Origin of the sequence: Streptomyces sp. NBC_00663 (assembly GCF_036226885.1) — a bacterium.
In the GTDB taxonomy this organism is placed as follows: domain Bacteria; phylum Actinomycetota; class Actinomycetes; order Streptomycetales; family Streptomycetaceae; genus Streptomyces.
The window spans coordinates 5,676,144-5,701,920 of sequence record NZ_CP109027.1; the positions used below are offsets into that span (position 1 = coordinate 5,676,144).

22 protein-coding genes, 1 tRNA gene and 1 riboswitch are annotated in these 25,777 nt (G+C 70.5%); of the genes, 18 read left to right on the forward strand and 5 right to left on the reverse strand.

What is annotated here, in order from left to right:
- Positions 1–38 precede the first annotated feature (38 nt).
- Positions 39–224, reverse strand: a complete 186-nt coding sequence (locus OG866_RS25875) for an Rv0909 family putative TA system antitoxin (RefSeq protein ID WP_329338233.1) — start codon at positions 222–224, stop codon at positions 39–41.
- A gap of 177 nt (positions 225–401) precedes the next feature.
- Here OG866_RS25875 and OG866_RS25880 point away from each other — a divergent pair, with 177 nt between their 5' ends.
- A complete protein-coding gene (locus OG866_RS25880) occupies positions 402–1,172 on the forward strand; it encodes an HNH endonuclease family protein (protein ID WP_443063564.1) in 771 nt (256 codons plus the stop codon).
- 82 nt (positions 1,173–1,254) lie between these two features.
- Positions 1,255–1,998: a GNAT family N-acetyltransferase gene (locus OG866_RS25885; RefSeq protein WP_329338234.1), complete on the forward strand. Its 744-nt coding sequence runs from the start codon at positions 1,255–1,257 to the stop codon at positions 1,996–1,998.
- Positions 1,999–2,010: 12 nt separating this feature from the next.
- Here OG866_RS25885 and OG866_RS25890 read toward each other — a convergent pair whose 3' ends face one another.
- Both OG866_RS25890 and OG866_RS25895 read right to left on the reverse strand, forming a co-directional pair.
- Complete coding sequence (locus tag OG866_RS25890) at positions 2,011–2,820, reverse strand: hypothetical protein (protein ID WP_329338236.1); 810 nt, start codon at positions 2,818–2,820, stop codon at positions 2,011–2,013.
- 104 nt (positions 2,821–2,924) lie between these two features.
- A complete protein-coding gene (locus OG866_RS25895) occupies positions 2,925–3,608 on the reverse strand; it encodes a hypothetical protein (protein ID WP_329338237.1) in 684 nt (227 codons plus the stop codon).
- A 222-nt stretch (positions 3,609–3,830) separates the two neighbouring features.
- Here OG866_RS25895 and OG866_RS25900 point away from each other — a divergent pair, with 222 nt between their 5' ends.
- From OG866_RS25900 to OG866_RS25965, 14 genes are all read left to right on the forward strand, one after another.
- On the forward strand, positions 3,831–6,008 hold the full coding sequence (locus OG866_RS25900) for an N-6 DNA methylase (protein ID WP_329338239.1): 2,178 nt from the start codon (positions 3,831–3,833) through the stop codon (positions 6,006–6,008).
- A 227-nt stretch (positions 6,009–6,235) separates the two neighbouring features.
- On the forward strand, positions 6,236–6,925 hold the full coding sequence (locus OG866_RS25905) for a hypothetical protein (RefSeq protein ID WP_329338240.1): 690 nt from the start codon (positions 6,236–6,238) through the stop codon (positions 6,923–6,925).
- A 38-nt stretch (positions 6,926–6,963) separates the two neighbouring features.
- The gene (locus tag OG866_RS25910; protein ID WP_443063659.1) at positions 6,964–8,457 is read left to right on the forward strand and encodes a protein kinase domain-containing protein; all 1,494 of its coding nucleotides are present in this window, start codon (positions 6,964–6,966) and stop codon (positions 8,455–8,457) included.
- 147 nt (positions 8,458–8,604) lie between these two features.
- The gene (locus OG866_RS25915; protein ID WP_329338242.1) at positions 8,605–9,249 is read left to right on the forward strand and encodes a SurA N-terminal domain-containing protein; all 645 of its coding nucleotides are present in this window, start codon (positions 8,605–8,607) and stop codon (positions 9,247–9,249) included.
- Positions 9,250–9,343: 94 nt separating this feature from the next.
- Complete coding sequence (locus tag OG866_RS25920; RefSeq protein WP_329338243.1) at positions 9,344–10,339, forward strand: nucleoside triphosphate pyrophosphohydrolase; 996 nt, start codon at positions 9,344–9,346, stop codon at positions 10,337–10,339.
- 113 nt (positions 10,340–10,452) lie between these two features.
- Positions 10,453–11,733 carry a cytochrome P450 family protein gene (locus tag OG866_RS25925; protein ID WP_329338245.1) on the forward strand — a complete coding sequence of 427 codons (1,281 nt, stop codon included), beginning with the start codon at positions 10,453–10,455 and terminating at the stop codon, positions 11,731–11,733.
- A gap of 192 nt (positions 11,734–11,925) precedes the next feature.
- Entirely contained in the window at positions 11,926–12,906 is a 981-nt protein-coding gene (locus OG866_RS25930; protein ID WP_329338247.1) for a LysM peptidoglycan-binding domain-containing protein, read from the forward strand.
- A 194-nt stretch (positions 12,907–13,100) separates the two neighbouring features.
- Positions 13,101–13,268: riboswitch (cyclic di-AMP (ydaO/yuaA leader) on the forward strand.
- Between the two features lie 3 nt (positions 13,269–13,271).
- Complete coding sequence (locus OG866_RS25935; protein ID WP_329338249.1) at positions 13,272–13,964, forward strand: transglycosylase family protein; 693 nt, start codon at positions 13,272–13,274, stop codon at positions 13,962–13,964.
- 317 nt (positions 13,965–14,281) lie between these two features.
- Positions 14,282–15,577 carry a phosphopyruvate hydratase gene (eno, locus tag OG866_RS25940; protein WP_329338251.1) on the forward strand — a complete coding sequence of 432 codons (1,296 nt, stop codon included), beginning with the start codon at positions 14,282–14,284 and terminating at the stop codon, positions 15,575–15,577.
- Between the two features lie 105 nt (positions 15,578–15,682).
- On the forward strand, positions 15,683–16,159 hold the full coding sequence (locus tag OG866_RS25945) for an FtsB family cell division protein (RefSeq protein ID WP_329338253.1): 477 nt from the start codon (positions 15,683–15,685) through the stop codon (positions 16,157–16,159).
- 50 nt (positions 16,160–16,209) lie between these two features.
- Entirely contained in the window at positions 16,210–16,734 is a 525-nt protein-coding gene (locus OG866_RS25950) for a DUF501 domain-containing protein (RefSeq protein ID WP_329338255.1), read from the forward strand.
- A 123-nt stretch (positions 16,735–16,857) separates the two neighbouring features.
- Positions 16,858–17,811, forward strand: a complete 954-nt coding sequence (locus tag OG866_RS25955; RefSeq protein WP_329338257.1) for a Ppx/GppA phosphatase family protein — start codon at positions 16,858–16,860, stop codon at positions 17,809–17,811.
- Between the two features lie 467 nt (positions 17,812–18,278).
- Positions 18,279–19,670: an NAD(P)/FAD-dependent oxidoreductase gene (locus OG866_RS25960; protein WP_329338258.1), complete on the forward strand. Its 1,392-nt coding sequence runs from the start codon at positions 18,279–18,281 to the stop codon at positions 19,668–19,670.
- Positions 19,671–19,845: 175 nt separating this feature from the next.
- Complete coding sequence (locus tag OG866_RS25965) at positions 19,846–21,138, forward strand: cyclopropane-fatty-acyl-phospholipid synthase family protein (protein ID WP_329338259.1); 1,293 nt, start codon at positions 19,846–19,848, stop codon at positions 21,136–21,138.
- Positions 21,139–21,191: 53 nt separating this feature from the next.
- Here OG866_RS25965 and OG866_RS25970 read toward each other — a convergent pair whose 3' ends face one another.
- Both OG866_RS25970 and OG866_RS25975 read right to left on the reverse strand, forming a co-directional pair.
- The gene (locus tag OG866_RS25970; RefSeq protein ID WP_329338260.1) at positions 21,192–23,720 is read right to left on the reverse strand and encodes an ABC transporter permease; all 2,529 of its coding nucleotides are present in this window, start codon (positions 23,718–23,720) and stop codon (positions 21,192–21,194) included.
- Entirely contained in the window at positions 23,720–24,490 is a 771-nt protein-coding gene (locus OG866_RS25975) for an ABC transporter ATP-binding protein (RefSeq protein WP_329338261.1), read from the reverse strand. The genes OG866_RS25970 and OG866_RS25975 overlap by 1 nt, the downstream gene beginning before the upstream one ends.
- A 396-nt stretch (positions 24,491–24,886) precedes the next feature.
- On the opposite strand from OG866_RS25975, the gene OG866_RS25980 reads away from it, so the two are divergent.
- Positions 24,887–24,969: transfer RNA gene (locus OG866_RS25980), tRNA-Leu, on the forward strand.
- A gap of 129 nt (positions 24,970–25,098) precedes the next feature.
- On the forward strand, positions 25,099–25,647 hold the full coding sequence (locus tag OG866_RS25985) for a hypothetical protein (protein ID WP_329338263.1): 549 nt from the start codon (positions 25,099–25,101) through the stop codon (positions 25,645–25,647).
- The last annotated feature ends 130 nt before the right edge of the window (positions 25,648–25,777 follow it).

Consider the following 25,777-nt stretch of genomic DNA (forward strand, 5'->3'; position numbering starts at 1 on the left):
GCCCCTACGATGTCGTGTTCCTCCGTGGGCCTGCGGCCTTACGGCTGCTCGGGCCTGTCTCGGTCCATGCCCATCGTGCCTTCGATCTTCTGCTGTGCGTCGTCGACCTGGCTCTCGTACTTGTTGCCCGTCTTGTCGTTGGCCTTGCGTTCCGCCATGTCGGACATGTCCTTGGCCTTGTCCTGCATCTGGCGGTTGCTCTTGAACCTGTCGAAGATGCCCATCCAGAGCTCCTTCCGGAGGTGACTCGATTCGACGATACGCCCGACATGCGAGGAACGCCCCTTGAGGCCCCATATGGTCTGGACCTCTTGCCCGCTACGGTGAGAACAGGCAGCTGAGAACAGGCAGTACATGCCTGTGCGGGGCGGAGACGGACAGAACAAGGGGAGGGGCGCACCGTGACGCGTCTGAGGGGTGGGGCGGCGGGTGTCGCCGCGATACTCGGCATGGTCGTACTGCTCACCGGATGCGAGGGCGTCGACCTGCCCTCGGACAGCGAGCCCTCGGGCTCCGCCCCGGCCGTCGGCTCCGGCCGCGCCGTGAGCCCGCTGGACAACCCGGACGGCACGAAACCCGGCCTCGCCGCCATCACCTCGGACGCCGACCGGGCCAAGGCCCGGGACCTGATCGAGAAGGTGGCGACCAAGGGCCGCGGCCCCAAGACGGGGTACGACCGGGACGAGTTCGGCTACGCCTGGATGGACTCCGCCCCCGGCGGCGTCCCCTTCTCGCACAACGGCTGCGACACCCGCAACGACCTCCTCAAGCGCGACGGCGACGACGTCCGCTTCCGCTCCGGCTCGGACTGCGTCGTCGCCTCCATGACCCTGGCCGACCCCTACACCGGCCAGGAGATCGACTGGGTCAAGGCCCGTGCCACCAAGGTGCAGATAGACCACGTCATGCCGCTGTCGTACGACTGGCAGATGGGCGCGGCCCGCTGGACCAAGGGCAAGCGCGAGGACATCGCCAACGACCCGCTCAACCTGATCCCGGTCGACGGCCCGGCCAACGGCTCCAAGAGCGACTCGGGCCCCGCCTCCTGGCTGCCCCCGAACAAACAGATCCGCTGTTCCTACGTGGTGCGCTTCGCGCAGGTGTCCCTGAAGTACGAGCTGCCCGTGACGAAGGCGGACAAGGAGATCATGCTGCGCCAGTGCGGCGGCTGATCCGGCCATGGCTCCGCCCGACCCGGCCTCGGGTCCGTAAAACGGGTTCCCGCTCCTGCCACCGCCCGCCTACGGTGGCCGCATGGAGCTGAAGGTGTCGAGTCTCGCCGAGCGCCCCGACGACCTCGAGCGAGTCGTCGGGATGGCCGACAGCTGGCCGGAGTTCGTCACCCGGGACCTCGTGGGGGACTACCACTACGGCCGGATCGCCCGGGAGTTCCCGGCGTATGTGCTCTTCGCCGAGGACGAGCGCGGCGAGGTCGTCGCCACCGGGTTCAGCGTGCCCTTCGCCCTCGATGCCGAGGGACGGGGCGAACTGCCCGTCCGAGGCTGGGACGAAGTGCTCCTGTGGGCCTTCGCCGACCTGCGCCGCGGACAACGGCCCGACACGGTCAGCGCGATCGCCATCAACGTCCGGCCCGACCACCAGGGCAAGGGCCTGTCAGGTCGCATGCTGTCGGCGATGCGGGACAACGCCCGCGCCCACGGCTTCGGCGAGGTCGTCGCCCCGGTCCGCCCCAGCGCCAAGCACCTCGAACCGCACACCCCCATTGAGGAGTACGCCCACCGCGTACGCCCCGACGGACTCCCGCACGACCCCTGGCTGCGCGTGCACGCCAGGGCCGGCGCCACCGTCGAAGCGGTGGCGCCGGCGTCCATGACCGTGGTCGGCTCGCTGGAGCAGTGGCGCCGCTGGACCGGGCTGCCCTTCGACACCCGGGGCGACATCGAGGTGCCCGGAGCGCTGGTGCCGGTGCGGTGCGAGCCGGAGCGCGGGTACGCCGTGTACGTCGAGCCCAATGTGTGGATGAGGCATCCGCTGTAGCCGTACGGCGGTTCAGCCGGCCAGCGCGTCCAGGTCCAGGATCTCGCCGCTGGGCTTCTGCGCCGGGACCTTCTTGTCGTAGTCGCTGAAGGTGAGCGTGCCCGGGTCCTTCGCGGAGGCGCTGTCGACCCGCAGCAGATACGGCTTGCCCTCGGTGGCGACGTACAGCGTGTAACGCTCCTTGCCGTCCCGCTCGTTCAGCACGATCGCGGGCGTGCCGTCCACGGTGGTCGTCTTCCCGCGCGAGGCGTCCGAGTCGACGTCGTCGGCGTCGCCGAGCACCGTGTCGAGGTCGCAGAAGCTCGCGATGTCCTTGGCGTCCTCGCCCTTCGCGGACATCTTGGTCCACTTCCCGGCGAGCAGCGCCACGGCCGCGTCCACGTCCGACTTCTTCTCGCCCTTGCTCTGCTCGCGCAGGAACGCCTCGTCGTACTTCATGTAGACGGTGTCCCCGACCTTGATCAGATCGGCCTTGCCCTGACCGCCCATGCGCATCGTGCCGGCGCACTCGCCCTGCTTGTTCAGGGCCATGTCGATCGTGATGGTGCTCCCCGACTCATCGTCGGGGACGTCCCCCTTCATCCGCAGCGAGGAGGCACCGGTCGTGGCCTCGACGGCCTTGTCGGCGATCTCGGCGCCGGTGAGCCCGGCGAAGGGTTCCTTCGGCTTGCTCTGACTCTTGCCCGGCGAGGACGAACTCGACGTGCTGGAACCGGCCTTGTCCGGCTTGCTGTCGGCCTTGTCCTGCCCGGACTGGCAGCCGGTGAGACCGATCGTGGCCGCGGCGGCGAGGCAGAGAGTGGCAAGTGCGGTGTGACGCATGGGAATTCCCCGATGGTGAGGCGGTGGGATGAGCGGGTACGGCGAGACCTGCCGCGGGTACGGCACCACGGGCGTGGCGTGGTCCCGCCGTACGGGGGCCGACGTCAGCCGGCCTTCTTCCAGTCCGTGCAGCCGGACGTCTTGAAGTAGGTGTCCTTGGCGCTGATCGTGACGACGGCGCTGCCGGAGACGTTGTCGTTCGCGATGATCGAGTCGAGGCCGTGCTCGGCGTCCTTGGTGCGCTCCCAGTAGCACATGTCGTCCTCGTTGCCGGTGGACTTGTATGTGCCGGGCGCGATGTCGGCGCCGACTCTGAACATGCCGCCGTCGCCGGCCATCTTGGCGGCGGGCGAGCCCTTCGCCTTGGTGTCGACGGCCTCCCAGTCGTTGCAGTCGCTCGACTTGAAGATCTTGTCGCCGGCCTTGACGGTGACGTAACTGGTGCCGGTGACATTGTCGTTGGCGAGCAGCGAGTCCATCTCGCCCGAGGCGTCCTTGGCGCGCTCCCAGTAGCACATGCCGTCCTCGTTGCCGGTCGTGCGGTAGGTGCCGGGCTTGATGTCCGAGCCGACCTGGAACTGGCCGTCCCCCTCGAACGCCGGCTTCTTCTCCTCGGCGGCCTTCGCCGACTCCTTCCCGCCCCCGGGCTTCGCCTGAGCGGACGACGAAGAGCCCTTGCCGCTGCTCTCGGAGTCGCCGGTGGAGTCGTCCCCCGAGTTCGCCGACACGGCGCCGATGACGACGATCCCCACGACGGCCCCCAGCGCGATCTTGCCCTTCATGCCCATGACTGTGTCCCCTCCCGACACGGTGACAGCCGCTGTTCGGCCGTCGCTCGTTCGCTGGGTCAATAAGAACAGAGGCTGTGAACCGAGTCAACACGGTTCACAAGATGTCCTGTGTACACGGCCGTGAATGGGTAGATCTTGCGTACGCCGCTATGCTCGGCGTCACACGCGGAGCGGGACGTGCACAGGGACATGCGTGCAGGGACGACGAGGGAGCGGCCGGTGCAGGACAACGCCACAGAGGTGACCGCCGCCGGGATCGCCCGGCTCGCCGGGGTCGGCCGCGCCGCCGTCAGCAACTGGCGCCGCCGCCACGCCGACTTCCCCAAGCCGGTCGGCGGCACCGAGACCAGCCCGTCCTTCGCCCTCGCCGAGGTCGAGGCATGGCTGCGCAAGCAGGGGAAACTCGCCGAGGTCCCGTTGCGGGAACGCGTCTGGCAGCAGCTCGTCGGCCACCCCGAGGGCCCGGTCGCCGCGCTCATCCACGCCGGGTGCGTGCTGCTGCTCATCCACGACCGGCCCACCGTCTGGCTGGACGTGAGCGCCGGTTCCGACGAGCGGCTCGCGGCGATGCTGCCGGGCGCGCTGGAAGAGGTGCTGACGCCGCGCTTCGGACCGGTGACGGCTGTGAACTCCCGGCGCGCTGTGAACTCACCGCGCGCCGTCACCACGCCGCGCGCTGTGAACACCGCCGATGCCGAAGCCGACGGTGTGAACACCTCCACCCCCGGCGGCCCTGTGAACACCCATCCCGCTGCTCACCCGGCCGCCCACCCCGCCGTCCACCTCCCCACCGGCCCCGAACTCCTGCCCTCCACCCCCCTCCTGCGCGGCACCGCCGAACTCGCCGCCGAACTGGGCGCCCGGCAGACCTTCGAGTTCCTGCTCGGCCGGCACCTCGACGCCAACCCGCGCCAGTACACGCTCACCCCCGCCGACCTCGCCGACCTCATGGCCGACCTGGCCGGCCCCGTCCGCACCGTCCTCGACCCCGCCTGCGGCACCGGCGCCCTGCTGCGTGCCGTCACCACCCGCGCCGACCAGGAGCTCTACGCCCAGGACAGCGCCCCCGAACTCGCAGCCCTCACCGCGCTCCGGCTCGCCCTGCACACCCGGGCCGTCGTGCGCGGCGCCACCGGCGACACCCTGCGCGCCGACGCCCACCCCCAACTGCACGCCGACGCCGTCCTGTGCCACCCGCCGTTCAACGAGCGCAACTGGGGCCACGACGAACTCGCCTACGACCCCCGCTGGGAGTACGGCTTCCCGGCCCGCACCGAGTCCGAGCTGGCCTGGGTCCAGCACGCGCTCGCCCGCCTCAGGGACGGCGGCACCGCCGTCCTCCTCATGCCGCCCGCCGCCGCCTCCCGCCGCTCCGGCCGCCGTATCCGCGCCGACCTGCTGCGCCGCGGCGCGCTGCGGGCCGTCGTCGCCCTGCCGGTCGGCGCGGCACCGCCGTACAACATCCCGCTCCACCTGTGGGTGCTGCGCCGGCCCGAGAAGGCGCCGACGCAGCCCGAGGTGCTGCTCGCCGACACCGGGCAGTTCGCCGCCGACGGACGCGGCGGGCCCGACTGGCGGGACGTGCGGGAGGCCGTGCTCGACGCCTGGCGCGCCTTCGACCGCGCGGGCACCCTTGCGGAGCGGCCCGGCCTCGCCCGCTCTCTGCCGGTCATCGACCTCCTCGACGACGACGTGGACCTCGCCCCGGCCCGCCACCTCCCGCCGCCGACCGCGGCCGACGGCGCCGAGCAGCTCACGGCCGTGCGCGAGCGCCTCGGCGAGACCCTGCGCCTGACCGCGGAGCTGACGCCGGCGCCCGCCGACGCCGCGCACCCCGCCCGCTGGCCGCTCACCACCATCGGCGAACTCGCGCGCGGGGGCGCCCTGGTGATGCGCACCGGCGGAAACGGCGGCCACGCGCGCGTGCCCGTCCTCACCGACCATGACGTCCTCGCCGGAACGTCGCCCTCCGGCTCGCTCCCGGAGAGCGACGAGGCGGCCGTACTGGTCGAGGCCGGCGATGTCGTCGTGCCGGTGCTCGGCGGCGGCTCGATGGCGCGCGTGATCGACGACGCGACAGGGGGCGCCGCCCTGGGGCGCAACCTCGTGCTCCTGCGCCCCGAGCTCACGGCGCTCGATCCGTGGTTCCTCGCCGGCTTCCTGCGCGGCACCGCCAACAACCGCCAGGCCAGCAGCTACGCCTCCACCGCCACCCGCCTGGACGTGCGCCGCCTCCAACTGCCCCGGCTCCCGCTCGACGAACAACGACGCTACGGCGAACGCTTCCGCGCCCTCGACGAGTTCGAGCGGGCGCTCAGGCGCGCGGGCCGACTCGGAGAACAGCTCCTGCGCGGGATGTACGACGGCCTCACGGACGGCACGGTCACCCCCGACTGACGCACCGGCTGAGGCTTCCGTGGCGCACGCCCGGCGTGGAAGCCACCACTCCGCCGACCTGCGCGGGCGCGAGAAGTGATCAGTGCGACAACGGTTCGGTACAACCCGGGACCGCATGTCCGTGTCGGCCTATACGCTCGCCTGTACGCGCGAAGCGACAAGCGCAGGAACGGGGTTGCCGGGTGTCGGCCGCCCTCGTACGCCCACCCAAGGCACCAGGAGCAGTCATGCATGGCCACGGCTACACGCAGCCGGTGAAGCAGCCGCCCCACCCGGCATGGCTGGTCCTCCTGCGTGTGCTGTTCGTGGTGCTCGGGATCTTCACCATCGGCCTGTTCTCCTGGGCGATGCTGCTGCGCCTGGCGCTCGTGACCCGCAGGGCGCTCGACTGGGGCCTGTTCGTCGCCTCGCTCGTCGCGGTCGCCCTCGGGCTCGTGCTGGTCGGCATCGAGCCGGGCGACGAGATCCACACCGCGGGCGGCTGGACGGGCATGGCCCTGCTGTTCGGCACGCTGGTGGCGGCGATCGCGTACTACCTGTCCGCGGACGTACGCCACTTCCACCAGCTCCGCTACGGCGCGTACGCCGCGCAGCCCGCCCCGGTCCCGGCGCCCTCACCGGCGTACGGCTATCCGCAGCCCCACGCCCCGGCTCAGCCCCACGCGCAGGCTCAGCCCCCCGCACAGTCGCCGTACACCGCAACAACCCTGCCCCAGGCGCCCGCCCCGGTCCCACAGCGACAGCCGCACCCGCAGAACCCCCTGCCACAACCCCCCGCGCCCCACACGCCCCCGCCCGCACCCCAGCGCCCCGCGCCCGCCCGCATCGACCAGGTGCGCGCCGAACTGGACGAGCTCAGTGACTACCTGCGCCGGCAGGACGGCCAGGCCGGCGGCAACCACGAGGGCGGACGGTGACCGTGGCGACAGGACGTGTCGTCGCCGGCCGCTATGAACTGTCCACGCTCATCGGACAGGGCGGCATGGGACAGGTCTGGACGGCGTACGACCAACGGCTCGACCGGCGCGTGGCGGTGAAGCTGCTGCGCCCCGACAAGGTCGCCGGGCAGGAGGCCGACGAGCTGCGCCGCCGGTTCGTGCGCGAGTGCCGGGTGACCGCGCAGGTCGACCACCCCGGGCTCGTCACCGTGCACGACGCGGGCAGCGAGGGCGAGGAGCTGTTCCTCGTCATGCAGTACGTCGACGGCGCGGATCTCTCCGACCACCTCGCCGAGCACGACCCGTACCCCTGGCAGTGGGCGGTCGCGGTCGCCGCGCAACTGTGCGCCGTGCTGAGCGCCGTGCACGCCGTGCCGATCGTCCACCGCGACCTCAAGCCGCGCAACGTGATGGTGAAGCAGGACGGCACGGTCACCGTGCTCGACCTCGGCGTCGCCTCCGTCATGGACGCCGACACCACCCGCCTCACCCACACCGGCACCCCCATCGGCTCGCCCGCCTACATGGCGCCCGAGCAGGCCATGGGCGGCGCCGTCGGCCCGTACACCGATCTCTACGCGCTCGGCGTGCTGCTGCACGAACTCCTCAGCGGCGACGTCCCGTTCTCCGGCTCCACGGCGCTCGGCGTACTGCACCGCCACCTCTACGAGCCCCCGCTCCCCGTGCGCCGCCTGCGCCCCGAGGTGCCGGAAGCGCTCGAAACGCTCGTCCTGCGCCTGCTCGCCAAGGACCCGCAGCACCGCCCCGCCAGCGCGCAGGAGGTCTACGAGCACCTGGAGGCGCTCCTGCCCGCGCGCGGGATGCCCACGGGGGCGCCTCTCGACCCCACGCGCCCCTTCCTGCGCCCGCACGCCCCCTGGCCGGACCGCGCGCGCACACCCGCGCCCCAGCCGGCGCCCGCCGTCCCGCACACGCCCCCTGCCGAGAAACCCGACGTCGCGCGCGCCGTCGACGAGGTCAAGCGCCTCCTCGGCGAGGGCCGCATCACCCAGGCCGTCGACATCCTCGGCGCGATCCTGCCCGCGGCGGCCGAGCAGCACGGCGAGCACTCACCGGTGGTCCGCACCCTGCGCAAGCAGTACGCCGCCACGCTCATGGACGACGGCCAGTACCGGCGCGCACTGCCCGAACTGCGCCGCCTCGCCGACGAACGCGCCGCCGAGGCCGGCCACGCCGACCCCCAGTCCCTCCGCTTCCGCTACGACGCCGCCCTGTGCCTGGAACAGCTCGGCGAACCGGCGGCGGCGCTGGCCGAGTACCGCGCGCTGCTCCCGTTCTACGAGAACCAGTACGTGGCCGGCGACCCGGACATGGCCCACGACATCCGCCGCCGCATCGGCCTTCTCCTCCTCGCCCTCGGCGACCGCCCCGCCGCCCACGACACCCTGGCCCGCCTCGTCCACGACGTCGAACACCTCCACGGCCCCGGCCACCCCCTCGCGACGGAGGTACGCCGGACACTGGAGTGGCTGGGACAAGTACGTGGCTGAGGCGGCCCAGCCCGGTACCGGGGCGTGCCGGTGCCCCAAGTCCTGGTGAATCGTTGGTCGAATGGGTTGGCCAGAGCTTGCCCACTGCCTACCATCGATCACCGCAAGACTTTGTGCACCGTCGCACAATCTCCTCGGGAGGCTTCCTTGCACCGCCGTCGTCGCACCGCGTTCCTCCTCTCCGCCGCGATCGTCGCGGCGCCGCTGCTCACCGCCTGCGGGAGCGACGCGCATCCCGGCGCGGCCGCCGTCGTCGGCGACCAGCGGATCACCGTCGCGCAGCTGGAGACCAGGGTGAACGAGGTGCGTGACGCCCAGCGCGCCGCGCTGCCGGACGACGCGCAGTACGCGCAGGCCATCGCCAAGACCGGCACCCTCACCCGCGACACCCTGCACGGCATGGTCCTCGACCAGGTCCTGCACCGCGCCGCCGAGGACGCCGGCATCACCGTCACCCGCAAGGAGATCCAGACCATGCGCACCGGTCTGGAACAGCAGGCCGGCGGCTCCAAGGCCCTGGAGACGGCCTGGCTCCAGCAGTACGGCGTCGCCCCCGAGCGCCTCGACGACAACCTCCGCCTCCAGCTGGAGGCCCAGAAACTCGCCGCCGCCCTCGGCACCGACACCAGCCAGCCCGCCTTCTGGGCGGCCCTGTCCAAGGCGTCCGAGGAACTCGACGTCGACCTCAACCCCCGCTACGGCACCTGGGACGTCAAGAAGAGCAGCCGCGTCGACGCCAAGACGCCGTGGGTACGCGAGGTCACGGCATCGGGGACCCAGCAGACGGCCTGACCCGGGAAGCGCGCGGCGGCGGAACGGTACGGCACCGCCGATCACCCTGTGGATGACTCGCGGGGCTGTCGGCGGCGTGGGTTAGCTTCGAACCGTGAACACCACCAGCCCCGAAGTCACGCCGGACACCCCCGCGGACCCCGGCCGCATCGTCCTGCTGACCACCAGCCACCGCGTCGCCCCCGGCCTGCTGTCCTGGCCCGCCTGGCAGGCCCTGCACGCCGCCGACCGGGTGCTGTGCGCCGACGGCGCGCACCCGCAGCTGCCGTATCTGCGCGAGGCCGGGACAGCGGTCGACGAGGCGTCGCCGACCGCGGAGGAACTGGTCGCCGCCTGCGCGGGCGGTCACACCGTGGTCGTCGTGGCGACCGGTGAGGGCGAACCGGCCCTCACCGACGGCCTCGCCCGCCTCGCCGGCTCGGGCCGTGTGTCCATGCCCGATCTGGAACTCCTCCCCGCCTCCTACGACCTCCCCGGCGCCCGCCTCCTCGACCTCGTCCAGGTCATGGACCGCATCCGCGCCGAGTGCCCCTGGTCCTCGCAGCAGACCCACAAGGGCCTGGCCAAGTACGGCATCGAGGAGGCGTACGAACTCGTCGAGGCCATCGAGGACGGCGACCGCGACGAACTCCGCGAGGAACTCGGCGACGTCCTCCTCCAGGTCGTCTTCCACGCCCGCATCGCGGAGGAGCACCCGGACGCCCCCTTCTCCATCGACGACGTGGCAGGCGGCATCGTCACCAAGCTCATCCACCGCCACCCCCATGTCTTCGGCGACGAGACGGCGACGACCCCGGAGGAGGTCAAGGAGCACTGGCTGCGCACCAAGGCGATAGAGAAGCAGCGGGAGTCGGTGACGGACGGCATCCCCCTCGGCCAGCCCGGTCTGGCCCTCGCCACGAAACTGGCGTCGCGGGTCCGGACGGCGGGCCTGGAGGTACCGCTGCCGAAGGGCGAGGGCATCGGGTACGAACTGCTCGCGCTGGCGGCCGGCGCCGAGGCCGAGGGCGTCGATCCGGAGGCGGCGCTGCGGGTGGCGGCGCGGGCCTATCGGGACGCCGTACGCACGGCTGAGGGGCTCGGCGCTTAGTGCCGTCGCCTTGCTGTCGGAGTACTTAGGACCGGGACGAAGCAGCGGGCCGCCGCCAGGGGGTACCCCGGCGCGAAGGAGGGCATGGAGGAAAACCCGGATACGGTCAAGGAGTGACCGACCAGCCCCTCGCCGACCGCGCCACCCCCTCGGCCCCCGAACTCTTCACGTGGGAGTTCGCCACCGACCCCTACCCTGCCTACGCCTGGCTCCGCGAGCACGCGCCCGTGCACCGGACGCGGTTGCCGAGCGGTGTGGAGGCCTGGCTGGTCACGCGTTACGCCGACGCCAAGCAGGCCCTCGCCGACCAGCGGCTCAGCAAGAACCCCGCGCACCACGCCGAGCCCGCGCACGCCAAGGGGAAGACCGGCATCCCCGGGGAGCGCAAGGCGGAGTTGATGACGCATCTGCTCAACATCGACCCGCCGGACCACACGAGGCTGCGCCGGCTCGTCAGCAAGGCGTTCACGCCGCGCAGGGTCGCCGAGTTCGCCCCGCGCGTGCAGGAGTTGACCGATCAGCTGATCGACCGGTTCGCCGCTCAGGGTTCCGCCGACCTCATCCACGACTTCGCCTTCCCGCTCCCCATCTACGCCATCTGCGACCTGCTCGGCGTCCCACGCGAGGACCAGGACGACTTCCGGGACTGGGCCGGAATGATGATCCGGCACGGGGGAGGGCCGCGCGGCGGGGTCGCGCGCTCGGTGAAGAAGATGCGCGGGTATCTGCTGGAGCTCATCCACCGCAAGCGCGAGAGCCTCCCCGCCGACCCCGTCCCCGGCGAGGACCTGATCTCCGGCCTTATCCGGGCCTCCGACCACGGCGAGCACCTCACCGAGAACGAGGCCGCGGCGATGGCCTTCATCCTTTTGTTCGCGGGGTTCGAAACCACGGTCAATTTGGTGGGTAATGGTCTGTTTGCTCTGATGACCCACCCCGACCAGCGTGCCCGCCTCCAGGACTCCCTCGCCGCCGGCGAGACCGGCCTCCTGGAGACCGGTGTCGAGGAACTCCTGCGCTACGACGGCCCGGTGGAGCTCGCCACATGGCGCTTCGCCACCCAGCCGCTCACCGTCGGAGGGCAGGACATCGCCCCCGGCGATCCCGTGCTCGTCGTGCTCGCCGCCGCCGACCGGGACCCCGCGCGGTTCGCCGACCCCGACACCCTCGACCTGTCCCGCCGTGACAACCAGCATCTCGGCTATGGCCACGGCATCCACTACTGCCTCGGCGCACCGCTCGCCCGGCTGGAGGGTCAGACCGCGCTCGCCACTCTGCTCACCCGGCTCCCCGACCTCCGACTCGCGGTGGATTCAGCCGATTTGAGATGGCGCGGCGGTCTCATCATGCGTGGGCTGCGGACGTTGCCGGTCGAGTTCACGCCGACCTCGTAGCCGGGTTCGCGCCAACTCGGCCATGAGTGCAGGTCGTTGTAAACGTGACACGCTCTCATGTCTGTGATCTTCACGTGATCTGCGCGGCATTAACTTGTGACAAGTGATCGTCTGCCGATACGTTCACCAACCAGCGTGGCGCCCAGCCTCACTCGCCACGCCGGTCACCGCTGTCTCGCGAAAGGTCCCCGCATGCTCACCGGGAACGGTCGTCACCGTCGCCCCCGCCAGGCTCCGGCACTTCTCGTCGCGGCCGGAGTGACCGGCTCCGCCATCGCGATCCCGCTGCTCGCCGCCACCGCCGCGAGCGCGGCCGACGGAAGCACCTGGGACAAGGTCGCCAAGTGCGAGACCGATGGCTCCTGGAGCCAGAACAACGGTGACGGTACCTACGGCGGGCTCAGCCTCTCCCAGGAGGACTGGGAGAAGTACGGCGGCCTCGACTACGCCCCGACCGCCGACCTGGCCAGCCGCAACCAGCAGATAGCCGTCGCCGAGAAGGTCCTCGCGGACCAGGGTGTCGGCGTCTGGGGCGCCTGTGGGCTGCTCAACGGGCTGAGCAAGGACTCCGGGTCGGCCGATGTCGACACGGGTGTCGGAAGCGGCTCGTCCGGCGCGGACACCTCCGAGTCCGATGCGTCCGGATCAGGGTCGGAATCATCCGGGTTGCCCAACTCCTCGGAGTCCGACTCGTCGGGCGACACCTCCACCGACGCCTCCGGCGATGCGTCCGACGGCGCCTCCGGCGATGCCTCCGCCTCGCCCTCCGCCTCACCGGACAAGTCTTCCAAGTCGGACACTTCCGACTCCGGTCCGGCCGATTCACAGTCGCCGGACAGCTCACCCACAGTTCCGGCCAATGAGGTCGAATCGGACAACTCGTGGCAGGAAGGCGGCTCTTCGAGCCTCGTCGACATCGGCGCTCTCGGTGCCGACGCCGAGGACGGCACGGACGCCGCCGCAGATGCCACCGCGGGCACCGGACGGCATCGTGGCGCGAGCGCCGCCGAGAAGGCGTACGCCGTCCGCGAGGGCGACACGCTCGCCTCCATCGCCGACTCCCTTGGACTCGACGGCGGATGGCGCCGGCTCTACGCCGTGAACAAGAAGGTCATCGGCGCCGACCCGAGCGCCATCATGCCCGGTCAGACCCTCGTAGTCAGGTCTGAATAGGGCGAAAACCGGCGGGAGTTCACGTCATGCTTCGCGCTGAATGTCCGTTTTGGCGAAAGTGTGGGATGAGTCTCAGAAGCCCTGATCGTCTTTGAAATTCCCCGGATTCCGTGGCTACGGTCAACACCGCTCGTCACCGCGAGCCCCGGCTGCCGCAACGCCGAATCCTGCCAGCGGCCGTCCGGGAACAGTCGTCGCGTCAAGCGCCGTAGGCAGGAGCGGGGGACCCAAGGTAAGTGCCGGGCCCAGCAGTTCACGCTGGACCGGCTTGGGGTGAAGCCGCGCATCGGGAGATGCGCGGCCGGGCAACTCAACCGGCCCGAACCCGACAGCTCACCTCGCAGGCGTCGGTGAGGGGATCCACCATGCTGTTTTCCGGCAAGGGCAAGCACCGTCGTCCGTCCAAGGCCACCCGCGTCGCCGCGCTCGCCGGCGTCACCGGTGTCGCCATCGCCGCCCCGCTGATGGCGGCCGGCAACGCCTCCGCCGCCACCGCCTCCGAGTGGGACGCCGTCGCCCAGTGCGAGTCGGGCGGCAACTGGTCCATCAACACCGGCAACGGCTACTACGGCGGTCTCCAGTTCTCCGCCTCGACCTGGGCCGCGTACGGCGGCACGGCGTACGCCTCCACCGCCGACCAGGCCTCCAAGTCGCAGCAGATCGAGATCGCCGAGAAGGTCCTCGCCTCCCAGGGCAAGGGCGCCTGGCCGACCTGTGGTGTGGGCCTGTCCGGCGCCACCTACAGCGGCGGCAGCAGCTCGTCCTCCTCCGGCTCCTCCAGCTCGTCGAGCGACAGCAGCACCAGCACCCGTTCCTCCGAGCAGTCGACGTCCCGTTCCTCGGAGCGCACGACCGCCAAGAAGACCGTCACCACCCCGACCGGCAAGAAGGTCAAGAAGGGCGACGGCGAGTACAAGGTCGTCAAGGGTGACACCCTCAGCTCCATCGCCGAGAAGCACCAGGTGAAGGGCGGCTGGCAGAAGCTGTTCAAGCTGAACAAGGACATCATCACCGACGCCGACTTCATCTACCCGGGCCAGCAGCTGCACCTCAAGTAAGAGGCACGGGCCAGGCCCAGCTGAACCACAGCGCCCTCACATCCGTGGTCCTCATACTGAAGGCCTCGTGAGGGTCCCCCCGTCCCCACGGGCTCCCCGCTCCGGTGCGTGTTCCCCCGTACGCACCGGGGCGGGGTTTTTTCTGCGCCGGTTTCCGCCAGGTTTCCGAAACCGTCTTTGTTCCGTTCGGAAACAATTTACTCTCGGTTCTGTCCACGGGGCGGTCCACGCGGTGGCCGATGGCCCGGAGCCGGTTAGGCTCGGTCTCGCAGAACCCACCGCGGTCCCGGCGGACCGTGTCACATCCCAAGAAGGAGATGCTCGTGCCGTCCATCGACGTCGTCGTAGCCCGGGAAATCCTGGACTCCCGAGGCAACCCCACGGTCGAGGTCGAGGTCGGCCTCGACGACGGCAGCACGGGTCGTGCCGCCGTCCCCTCCGGCGCCTCCACGGGCGCCTTCGAGGCCATCGAGCTTCGCGACGGTGACCCGAACCGCTACATGGGCAAGGGTGTCGAGAAGGCCGTCCTCGCCGTCATCGAGCAGATCGGCCCGGAGCTGGTCGGCTACGACGCCACCGAGCAGCGCCTGATCGACCAGGCCATGTTCGACCTGGACGCCACCGACAACAAGGGCTCCCTCGGCGCCAACGCCATCCTCGGCGTCTCCCTCGCCGTCGCCCACGCCGCCTCCGAGGCCAGCGACCTCCCGCTCTTCCGCTACCTGGGCGGCCCGAACGCGCACCTGCTGCCGGTGCCGATGATGAACATCCTGAACGGTGGCTCGCACGCCGACTCCAACGTGGACATCCAGGAGTTCATGATCGCCCCGATCGGCGCGGAGTCCTTCTCCGAGGCGCTGCGCTGGGGCGCCGAGGTCTACCACACCCTCAAGAAGGTGCTGAAGACCAAGGGCCTGTCCACCGGCCTCGGCGACGAGGGCGGCTTCGCCCCGAACCTGGAGTCCAACCGCGCCGCCCTCGACCTCATCGTCGAGGCCATCAAGCAGGCCGGTTACGTCCCCGGTGAGCAGATCGCGCTCGCGCTCGACGTCGCCGCGTCCGAGTTCTACAAGGACGGCAAGTACGAGTTCGAGGGCAAGTCCCGCTCGGCCGCCGAGATGACGGAGTACTACGAGGAGCTCGTGGCGGCGTACCCGCTCGTCTCCATCGAGGACCCGCTGTTCGAGGACGACTGGGCCGGCTGGAACGTCATCACCGAGAAGCTGGGCGACAAGGTCCAGATCGTCGGCGACGACCTCTTCGTCACCAACCCGGAGCGCCTGGCCCGCGGCATCGAGGAGGGCTCCGCCAACGCCCTGCTCGTCAAGGTCAACCAGATCGGTTCGCTGACCGAGACCCTGGACGCCGTCGAGATGGCCCAGCGCAACGGCTTCAAGTGCATGATGTCCCACCGCTCCGGCGAGACCGAGGACGTCACCATCGCCGACCTCGCCGTCGCGGTGAACTGCGGCCAGATCAAGACCGGCGCCCCGGCCCGCTCGGACCGCGTCGCCAAGTACAACCAGCTGCTGCGCATCGAGGAGATCCTCGACGACGCCGCGGTGTACGCCGGTCGCAGCGCGTTCCCGCGGTTCCGCTCCGCGGACCATTAAGCACAGCGAGGGCTGACACCCTCAAGACAGCGTCGTACGTACGTCCCCGTACTCGGTCCCGTACCGTGTGCGGGGACGTACGCGCGTGTGAAACGGGAGTGAGAGATGGCCGTCAAGGACCGGGACCGCTTCTCCACCGCGACCCGGATCAAGCTGCTCGGTGAGCAGACGGCCGCCCGGGTCTACCGCTCCCAGACCAAGCGCCAGGCCCGCCGCTCCCGGCTGACCGGCCGCGCGGCGCTGCTCGCGCTGGTGCTGTGCTCGCTCGTCGTCGCGCTCGCGTACCCGATAAGGCAGTACGTCTCCCAGCGCGCCGAGATCGGCGATCTTCAGCGGCAGCAGGAGCAGGCCAGGCAGCGGGTCGAGCAGCTGCGCGACCTCAAGGCGCGGTGGCAGGACGACGCGTACGCCGAGCAGCAGATCCGGCAGCGGCTGCACTATGTGATGCCGGGGGAGACGGGGTTCGTCGTCGTCGACCCGGGTTCCGCCCAGCAGTCGCGGGCCGAACGGGGGGCGGCGGACCGCCCCTGGTACTCGAACGTCTGGGACGGGGTCGACAAGTCCGACGCCTCCGACCAGTAGACCGACAGACCCGTAGACCGACAGACCGACAGAGGAATTCAGTAACAGGCATGGAAACGCCCCCGCCCACCACCCCGCGCACCGAGCCGACCGACGCCGACGTCGAGGCCTTCAAGCAGCAGCTCGGGCGCCCGCCGCGCGGGCTGCGCGCCATCGCGCACCGGTGCCCCTGCGGGCAGCCGGACGTGGTGGAGACGGCCCCGCGGCTGCCCGACGGCACGCCTTTCCCGACGACGTACTACCTGACATGCCCCAGGGCGGCTTCCGCGATCGGCACCCTTGAGGCGAACGGCGTCATGAAGGAGATGTCGGAGCGGCTCCAGACCGACCCGGAGCTCGCCGCCGCGTATCGCGCCGCGCACGAGGACTACATCGCGCGCCGGGACTCCATCGAGGTCCTGGAGGGCTTCCCGAGCGCGGGCGGCATGCCGGACCGGGTGAAGTGCCTGCACGTACTGGTGGCGCACTCCTTGGCCGCGGGCCCCGGTGTGAACCCGCTCGGCGACGAGGCCCTTGCGATGCTGCCGGAGTGGTGGCGCAAGGGGGCGTGTGTCGTGGCCCCCGCCGATCAGTGACCGTCAGTCCAGCTGCCGTACCAAGGGGCTCCGCCCCCTGACCCCCGGCCTTCGCCCACCCACCACCCGACTCGGTAGGTCACATGAGTGCCGACTCGGTCGGCTGAAGAGTTAGGACCTCCCATGCCCCGCGTCGCCGCCATCGACTGCGGTACCAACTCCATCCGCCTCCTCGTCGCCGACGTCGACCCCGCCACCGGTGAACTCGTCGACCTGGACCGCCGTATGACGATCGTGCGGCTGGGGCAGGGCGTCGACCGGACCGGGCGGCTCGCGCCGGAGGCGCTGGAGCGGACGTTCGCGGCCTGCCGCGAGTACGCGGCGGTCATCAAGGAACTCGGCGCCGAGCGGCTGCGGTTCGTCGCCACGTCGGCCTCACGGGACGCCGAGAACCGGGACGAGTTCGTGCGCGGGGTGCTGGAGATCCTCGGTGTGGAGCCCGAGGTGATCACCGGCGACCAGGAGGCGGAGTTCTCCTTCACCGGCGCCACGGGGGAGCTCAAGGGCCGTGCCGACCTCGCCACGCCCTATCTCGTCGTGGACATCGGCGGCGGCTCGACCGAGTTCGTGGTCGGCGAGCGGCATGTACGGGCCGCGCGCTCCGTCGACGTCGGCTGTGTGCGGATGACCGAGCGGCATCTGGTCGTGGACGGCAAGGTCACCGACCCGCCCACGCAGGCGCAGATCGCCGCGATGCGGGCGGACATCGAGGCCGCGCTGGATCTCGCCGAGGAGACCGTCCCGCTGCGCGAGGCGCGCACGCTGGTCGGGCTCGCGGGGTCCGTCACCTCCGTGTCGGCGATCGCGCAGGAGCTGCCCGAGTACGACTCGGCCCGGATCCACCACTCCCGGGTCCCCCACGACCGGGTCCGTGAGATCACCGAGTGGCTGCTGCACTCCACGCACGCCGAGCGGGCGGCCGTACCGTCCCTGCATCCGGGCCGGGTGGACGTCATCGCCGCGGGGGCCCTCGTACTACTGTCGATCATGGAGCGGATCGGCGCCGAGGAGGTCGTCGTCAGCGAGCACGACATCCTCGACGGCATCGCCCTCAAAACGGCGGCCGACGCCCGGTAGCCGGTGGCGTGGGTCTCTTTTGTTACCCATCGGTAGCCACCTGTTGAGCAGGACGGATAACGTATGAGCGGGTCCGGGGGGCCGGAAAACGCCCCTCGGCGACACCCCGTCGGAAAAGTTCGTGAAGTTCTTCACAAGGAATTCCGCCCTGTGGAACCAGGAAAAGCGTCCGACTGACCCTTCCGAGGGTCCAATAGCCCCTTGAACATGTTCAGAAGCGTGATACAGGGGGTCCGCCGGGAGGGCTCGCGGAGGGTCCGTGCGGGGTTGCCGCGGACCGCTCACAGGGGTCCCGAACGGCAAGAGAGGCAGCTCACGCGGCATTGACAACGGCTCGCCGTACACGCTGGTTCCAGGTCTGCGCCATGACTTGGATCACGTGAGTCGCGGAGGATAACACACCCCCTGTCGGACCTTGTGAAGGGGCGCACGAGCGACCCCCCTGGGGCGGGTGGATACTCGATGGCATGAGCACCACGGAGCGTCCCAGGATCCTCGTAGTAGGCGGTGGGTACGTAGGCCTGTACGCAGCTCGGCGCATCCTCAAGAAGATGCGCTACGGCGAGGCGACCGTCACGGTCGTCGACCCCCGGTCGTACATGACCTACCAGCCCTTCCTCCCCGAAACCGCCGCCGGCAGCATCTCCCCGCGACACGTCGTCGTCCCGCTGCGACGCGTGCTGCCCAAGGCGGAGGTTCTCACCGGCCGGGTCACCACCATCGACCAGGACCGCAAGGTCGCCACGATCGCCCCGCTGGTCGGCGAGGCGTACGAGCTGCCCTTCGACTACCTGGTGATCGCGCTCGGCGCGGTCTCCCGCACCTTCCCGATCCCCGGCCTCGCCGAGCAGGGCATCGGTATGAAGGGCGTCGAGGAGGCCATCGGCCTGCGCAACCACGTCCTTGAGCAGCTGGACAAGGCCGACTCCACGACCGACGAGGAGATTCGCCGCAAGGCGCTCACTTTCGTCTTCGTCGGCGGTGGCTTCGCCGGTGCGGAGACCATCGGTGAGGTCGAGGACATGGCCCGCGACGCGGCCAAGTACTACAGCACCGTGTCCCGCGAGGACATGCGGTTCATCCTCGTCGACGCCGCCGACAAGATCCTGCCCGAGGTCGGCCCCAAGCTCGGCCAGTACGGCAAGGAGCACCTGGAGAGCCGCGGTGTGGAGATCTACCTCTCCACCTCGATGGACTCCTGCGTCGACGGCCACGTCGTGCTGAAGAACGGGCTTGAGGTCGACTCCAACACGATCGTGTGGACGGCCGGCGTCAAGCCGAACCCGGTCCTGTCCCGCTACGGCCTCCCGCTCGGCCCGCGCGGCCACGTGGACACCGCCCCGACCCTCCAGGTCCAGGGCACCGACTACATCTGGGCCGCCGGCGACAACGCCCAGGTCCCGGACGTCGCCGCCCGCAAGGCCGGCGTCGAGAACGCCTGGTGCCCGCCGAACGCCCAGCACGCGCTGCGTCAGGCCAAGGTCCTCGGCGACAACGTCATCTCCGGCATGCGGGGCTTCCCGCAGAAGGAGTACGCGCACTCCAACAAGGGTGCGGTGGCGGGCCTCGGCCTCCACAAGGGCGTCGCGATGATCGTCATGGGCAAGATGAAGATCAAGCTCAAGGGCCGTCTCGCCTGGTACATGCACCGTGGCTACCACGGTCTGGCGATGCCGACCTGGAACCGCAAGATCCGCGTCATCGCCGACTGGACGCTCGCGATGTTCCTCAAGCGCGAGGTCGTCGCCCTCGGCGCCCTGGAGACTCCGCGCGAGGAGTTCTACGAGGCCGCCAAGCCCGCGCCGGCGCCCGCCGCGGCGCAGCCGGAGAAGACCCAGGAGAAGGCCAAGGCCTCCTGACCCGCTCCGGTCGCTGATCGAAGAACCGAAGAACCGAAGGGCCTCCCGCCATCCGTGGTGCGGGAGGCCCTTCGGCGTGTCCGGGGATCTTCGGCGTGTCCGGGCATGGCAGCGCCCTCTGTCGCTGTTTACGTAGGTGGACCATTCCGGGATCCTCGTCACGGAGGTGTGCGCCATGGCTGACGCCGCGCTGCGGCTGAAGAACCTCTTCGAACTACTGCTGGGAGCCCCGCTCCCGGTCCGGCTGCGGGCATGGGACGGTTCGCAGGCCGGTCCACCGGGCGCCCCCGCCCTGGTCCTGCGCAATCGCCGCGCCGTGCGCCGCCTGCTGTTCAAACCGGGCGAACTCGGTCTCGCCCGTGCCTGGGTCGCCGGCGACCTCGACATCGACGGTGACCTCTACACCGCCCTCGACCTGATCTCCGGCCTGGTCTGGGAGCGCGGCGAGGACACCAGGAGCCGTGCCGCGATGCTCCGCGACCCCGAGGCGCGCGCCGCCCTGCGCGGCCTGGTCCGGCTCTCCGGGCTCCCGCTGCCGCCCGCCCCGCCGCCCGAGGAGGTCCGCAGACGCCGCGGCCACCTGCACACCAAGCGCACCGACAGACGCGCCGTCAGCCACCACTACGACGTCGGCAACGACTTCTACGAGATCGTCCTCGGCCCGTCGATGGTCTACTCGTGCGCCTACTGGGAGACGCCGGGGAGCACCCTTGAGGATGCCCAGCGCGACAAGCTCGAACTCGTCTGCCGCAAGCTCGCCCTGACACCCGGTCAGCGGCTTCTCGACGTCGGCTGCGGCTGGGGCTCGATGGCGATCCACGCCGCCCGCGAGCACGGCGTGAGCGTCGTCGGTGTCACCCTCTCCCAGGAGCAGGCCGCCTACGCCCGCAAGCGCGTCGCCGAGGAGGGCCTGACCGACCGGATCGAGATCCGCGTCCAGGACTACCGGGACGTCGCCGACGGCCCCTACGACGCGATCTCCTCCGTCGGCATGGCCGAACACGTCGGCGCCGAACGCTACCTGGAGTACGCCGAGGACCTCTACGCCCTGCTCAAGCCCGGCGGGCGGCTCCTCAACCACCAGATCGCCCGCCGCCCCCAGCGCGACGAATCGACCTACCACGTCGACGAGTTCATCGACGCCTACGTCTTCCCCGACGGTGAACTCGCCCCCCTCGGCACCACCGTCACCCAGCTCGAACGCGCCGGGTTCGAGGTGCGTGACGTCGAGTCGATCCGGGAGCACTACGGCCTCACCCTGCGCCGGTGGGTGGCCCGCCTGGAGGCCGACTGGGCCCGCGCCATACGGCTCACCGGTCCCGGCCGGGCCCGGGTCTGGCGCCTCTACATGGCCGCCTGCGCCCTCGCCTTCGAACGCAACAGCATCGGCGTCAACCAGGTCCTGGCCGTCCGCGCCCCCGACTCCGGGGACTCCGGAATGCCGCTGCGGGCCCGCACCTGGAACTGAAGACGCGGAAAGGGCCCGCCACTTGTCGGTGGCGGGCCCCAACGCTCCTGTGACTACTCCGCCTTGATGGCCGACAGCATGTTCAGCCTCGCCGCGCGCCGGGCCGGCCACAGGGCGGCCAGGACCCCGACCAGCGCGGCGCCCAGCAGGAAGACGCCCATCCTCGTCCAGGGCAGGACGAGTTCGTACGTCGCCATCTTCGTGCCCAGCAGCTCGCCCGCCGCCCAGCCGAAGAACACGCCCAGTCCGATGCCGAGCACACCGCCGAACAGGGAGATGACCAGGGACTCCAGGCGGACCATCCGCTTGACGCCCTTGCGGTCCAGGCCGATGGCGCGGAGCATGCCGATCTCCTGCGAACGTTCGAAGACCGACATGGCCAGGGTGTTGATGACCCCGAGGACCGCGACGATCACCGCCATGGCGAGCAGGCCGTAGAGCATGTTCAGCATCAGCGTGAACATCTGCGCGATGTCGTCGGACAGATCCTGCTTGCTCTGGACCTTGACGGCCGGGTTGGTGCCGAGGGCCTTCTCCAGCTTGTCCTTCGTGGCGTCGGAGGCGCCGTCGGCGGTCTTCACCAGGACCTGCATGTCGGCCGGGTCGGTCAGATGCGGGGTCAGGCCCTTGTTGTCGACCATGATGCCCCGGATGAGCTCGTTGCCCTCGTACACCGCGGAGACGGTGAGCTTCTGTGCCTCGCCGTCCTCGTAGTGCGCGGTGAACGTCGAACCGGCCGTCCAGCCACGGGACTTGGCGGTGTCGCTGTCGACGACCACCTGGCCGCCGCCCACCTCGAAGCGGCCGCTGTCGACCTTCAGCTCGGTCAGCTCGGCGATCGCCGCGCCGTTCACACCGGTCAGGTACTCGGTCTCGCCGTCGATCCGGGACGGGGCGTTGCGCAGCGGGCTGGTGACGGTGACGCCGTCCGTGGCGTTCAGCTTGCGATCGACGTCCGTGGACAGTTCGTTGCCGTTCGCCATCGACACGATGTAGTCCGCGCGGATCGCCGACGAGGCCATCTTGTCGATCGACTTCTGGAGGCTGCCCGCCATCACCGTCATGCCCGTGATCAGGGTCAGCCCGATCATCAGCGCGGACGCGGTGGCGGCCGTACGACGGGGGTTGCGGACCGAGTTCTGCCGGGCCAGCTTGCCCGCGGTGCCGAAGATCCGCAGGACCGGCGCCGCGGCGGCGATCAGCGGGCGGGACAGCAGCGGCGTCAGGATGAACACGCCGATGATGAGGAGGACCGCGCCGAGACCCATCGGGGCCTGGCCGTCCGAGCCGTCCATCGTGGTCGCCGCGAGGACGACCGCGACACCGGCGCCCGCGAACAGCGCGCCCAGCGTGTTGCGCAGCACCAGCGACTTGGTGGTGGCCTGCGCGTGCACGCTGCTCATCGCCGCGACCGGCGGGATCCTCGCGGCCCGGCGGCCCGGCAGCCATGCCGCGAGCATGGTGATGAGGACACCGACCGCGAGGGCGGTGGCCACCGTGCCGCCGGAGATGATCAGCGGCCCGTCCGGGACGGTCGCGCCGAGCGTGCCCATCAGCGACCGCAGCCCGGCCCCGATGCCGATACCGGCGACCAGACCGGTGACCCCGGCGACGGTGCCGACGACGAACGCCTCGATGAGCACCGAGCGGGTCACCTGGCGCCGCGAGGCACCGACGGCCCGCAGCAGCGCCAGCTCCTTGGTGCGCTGGGCGACCAGCATGGTGAAGGTGTTGGCGATGATGAACGTGCCGACGAACAGCGCGATCCCGGCGAAGACCAGCAGGCCCTGCTTCAGCCCGGACATCGAGGAGGAGATCAGCTCGGCCTGGTTGTCGGCGAGTTCCTTGCCGGTGGTGGTCTCGACGACGTCGGCCGGCAGGGCCTTGTCGAGCGCGGCCTTCAGCGCCGCCTGGGAGGTGCCCGCGGCGGCCTTCACATCGATCTCGTCGTAGGTGCCGGTCTTGCCGAACAGCTGCTGCGCGGTCGCCGTGTCGAACAGGGCGAGGCTGCCGCCGGCCGCGACATTGCCGTCGTCGGTGGTGAAGATGCCGGTGACGGTGGGGGAGAGGACCGGACCGTCGATGGAGATACGGACCGTGTCGCCGACCTTGTACCCGGCGCGGTCGGCGGTCTCGGAGTCGATGGCGACCTGGTTCGCGCCGCTGGGGGCCGCGCCCTCGACGAGCGGGTACCGGGGGTCCTTGTCGCCCCAGTAGTTCCCGCCCTGCGACTGGAAGCCGCCGCCGATGAGCTTGCCGTCCTTGTCGGCGATGGCGGTGAAGCCGTTCACCACACCGATGGCGGAGGCCGCACCCGGAGCCTTGGCGCTCTCGTCGAGCAGCGCCTCGGTCAGTTCGGGGGTCTTGCCGAGCGTATTGCCCTTGCTCTCCTGGTAGTTGGGCTCGACCGCGACGTCAACCTGGTCGAAGCCCTTGGCGGAGCTGTTCTGGTAGGCGTGGGAGATGGTGTTGGTGAAGACCAGCGTCCCCGACACGAAGGCCACGCCGAGCATCACGGCGAGGACGGTCATCAGGAGCCGGGCCTTGTGCGCGAGGACGTTGCGCAGGGCGGTGCGGAACATCAGGAGGTACGGCCCTTCGCGTCGAACTGCTTCATGAAATCAAGCACGTTGTCCGCTGTCGGCCGGTACATCTCGTCGACGATCCGCCCGTCGGCGAGGAACACGACACGGTCGGCGTACGCGGCGGCCACCGGGTCGTGGGTCACCATGACCACCGTCTGCCCCAACTCCCTCACGGAGTTGCGGAGAAAGCCCAGCACCTCCGCGCCGGAGCGGGAGTCGAGGTTTCCGGTCGGCTCGTCGCCGAAGATGATGTCGGGCCGGGAGGCGAGGGCGCGGGCGACGGCGACGCGCTGCTGCTGGCCACCGGAGAGCTGGGAGGGCCGGTGCGAGAGCCGGTCCTTGAGACCGACCATCTGGATCACGGACTCCAGCCACTGCTTGTCGGGCTTGCGGCCCGCGATGTCCATCGGCAGCGTGATGTTCTCCAGCGCGGTCAGGGTCGGCAGCAGGTTGAACGCCTGGAAGATGAAGCCGATCTTGTCCCGGCGCAACTTGGTGAGCTGCTTGTCCTTGAGCGAGCCGAGCTCGGTGTCGCCGATGCGCACGGAGCCGGAGGAGAAGGTGTCGAGTCCGGCCACACAGTGCATCAGGGTGGACTTGCCGGAGCCCGACGGGCCCATGATCGCGGTGAACTCGGCCTGCCGGAACTCGACGGAGACCCGGTCGAGGGCGACCACCTGGGTCTCGCCCTGTCCGTAGATCTTCGACAGATCCGTGGCGCGCGCGGCCACGGTGGTGGTCCGGTCGGCGATGGGGGTGGTGGTCACGGGTGGGTGCTCCTGACGGGGACGACGATGTGTTCTGGACTCCTGAACCATCGTTCCTGCGCCCCGGCGCCCTGTAGTCACCCGCTGCTCCGGTTCCGGAGGGCGACTCGAGTCTGACCACACCCGGTGATGTCATACCTGGGGATGACGGCGCGGCTCCAGGACGGAGGCCGCGTCGAGAACAGGTGGAGCCCCCTGGTTGAAGCGGTGAAATTCCGTCATTCCGCATGCGCGGCCAGGCCTCACACGTAAGGCTATTGGCAAGTGCGGATGGCTCGTTCCACGGGCTGATGCACCCTCAGACGTCAATAAAATAAGACAACATCGGTCCGCCCGTCCGCTGTTCGGGGGACGTATCCCGATAGGCTCGGAACCTCGACGCGGAGCCCATGGCCTGCCCGGATGGTGGAATGCAGACACGGCGAGCTTAAACCTCGCTGCCCCTCGCGGGCGTACCGGTTCAAGTCCGGTTCCGGGCACCTCCGACCTCTTTCGTCCCCTTTCCGTAAAACCGACGGCCGAGTGCCGCTTGCGGTGGGACCCTGCACTCAAGACTTCGCCGCGGTGTGCGTGCGCGCGAAGCGGTGTCCCGTTCGGGGGAGGGGACCATGAGGATGCGGTGTTTCCGGAGCGGCCGGCCGGCCCGGTGGGGCGGACATGTCGCCGCGATCGGGCTGACGGTACTGCTGGGCCTCGGGACGGTCACCGGGTGCGGTGCGTCGGCGGGTGCCGGCGGGGACGATCCGGGTGGCGGCGGACCGGCGCCGGGTGCGACCGGGCCCGCGGGGTCGCCGGGCACCGGCGCGGGATACGGCAGCGTCGGCGGCGGCAGTGACGGTACCGATGGAGCCGATGGGGGCGGTGGCGACGGCGGGACCTACGGGGACCCCGGGGTGCCGGGCGTGGCGCCACCCTCGGACAGCAAGGACTGGGACAGCATCTCGGTCGGCCTCGACGGCGGCATCGGCGGCGTCGACAGCACCTGCCCCTCGCCGGACCAGATCGACTACCCGTACTGCTCCTCGCCGCCGAGCCCGACCGACGGCGGCGGCGCCTCCCCGGTGACCGATCCGCCGGTCGGCGACACCCTGCCGCCCGTCGACCCCTCGGCCGCTCCGGGCGACAACGGCGCGGGTCTCTCCCCCGGGCCGACCTGACGACATGCCTGCCCACCCCGGGGCCCCCACGCCAGGCGCCGGGCGGCCCGCGAACGGCCCCGCACGCATCCGTCCGGGCCGCCCACGGGTCCGGCCCGCCCGACCGCGGCCGCCCACGCCCGTACCCGCC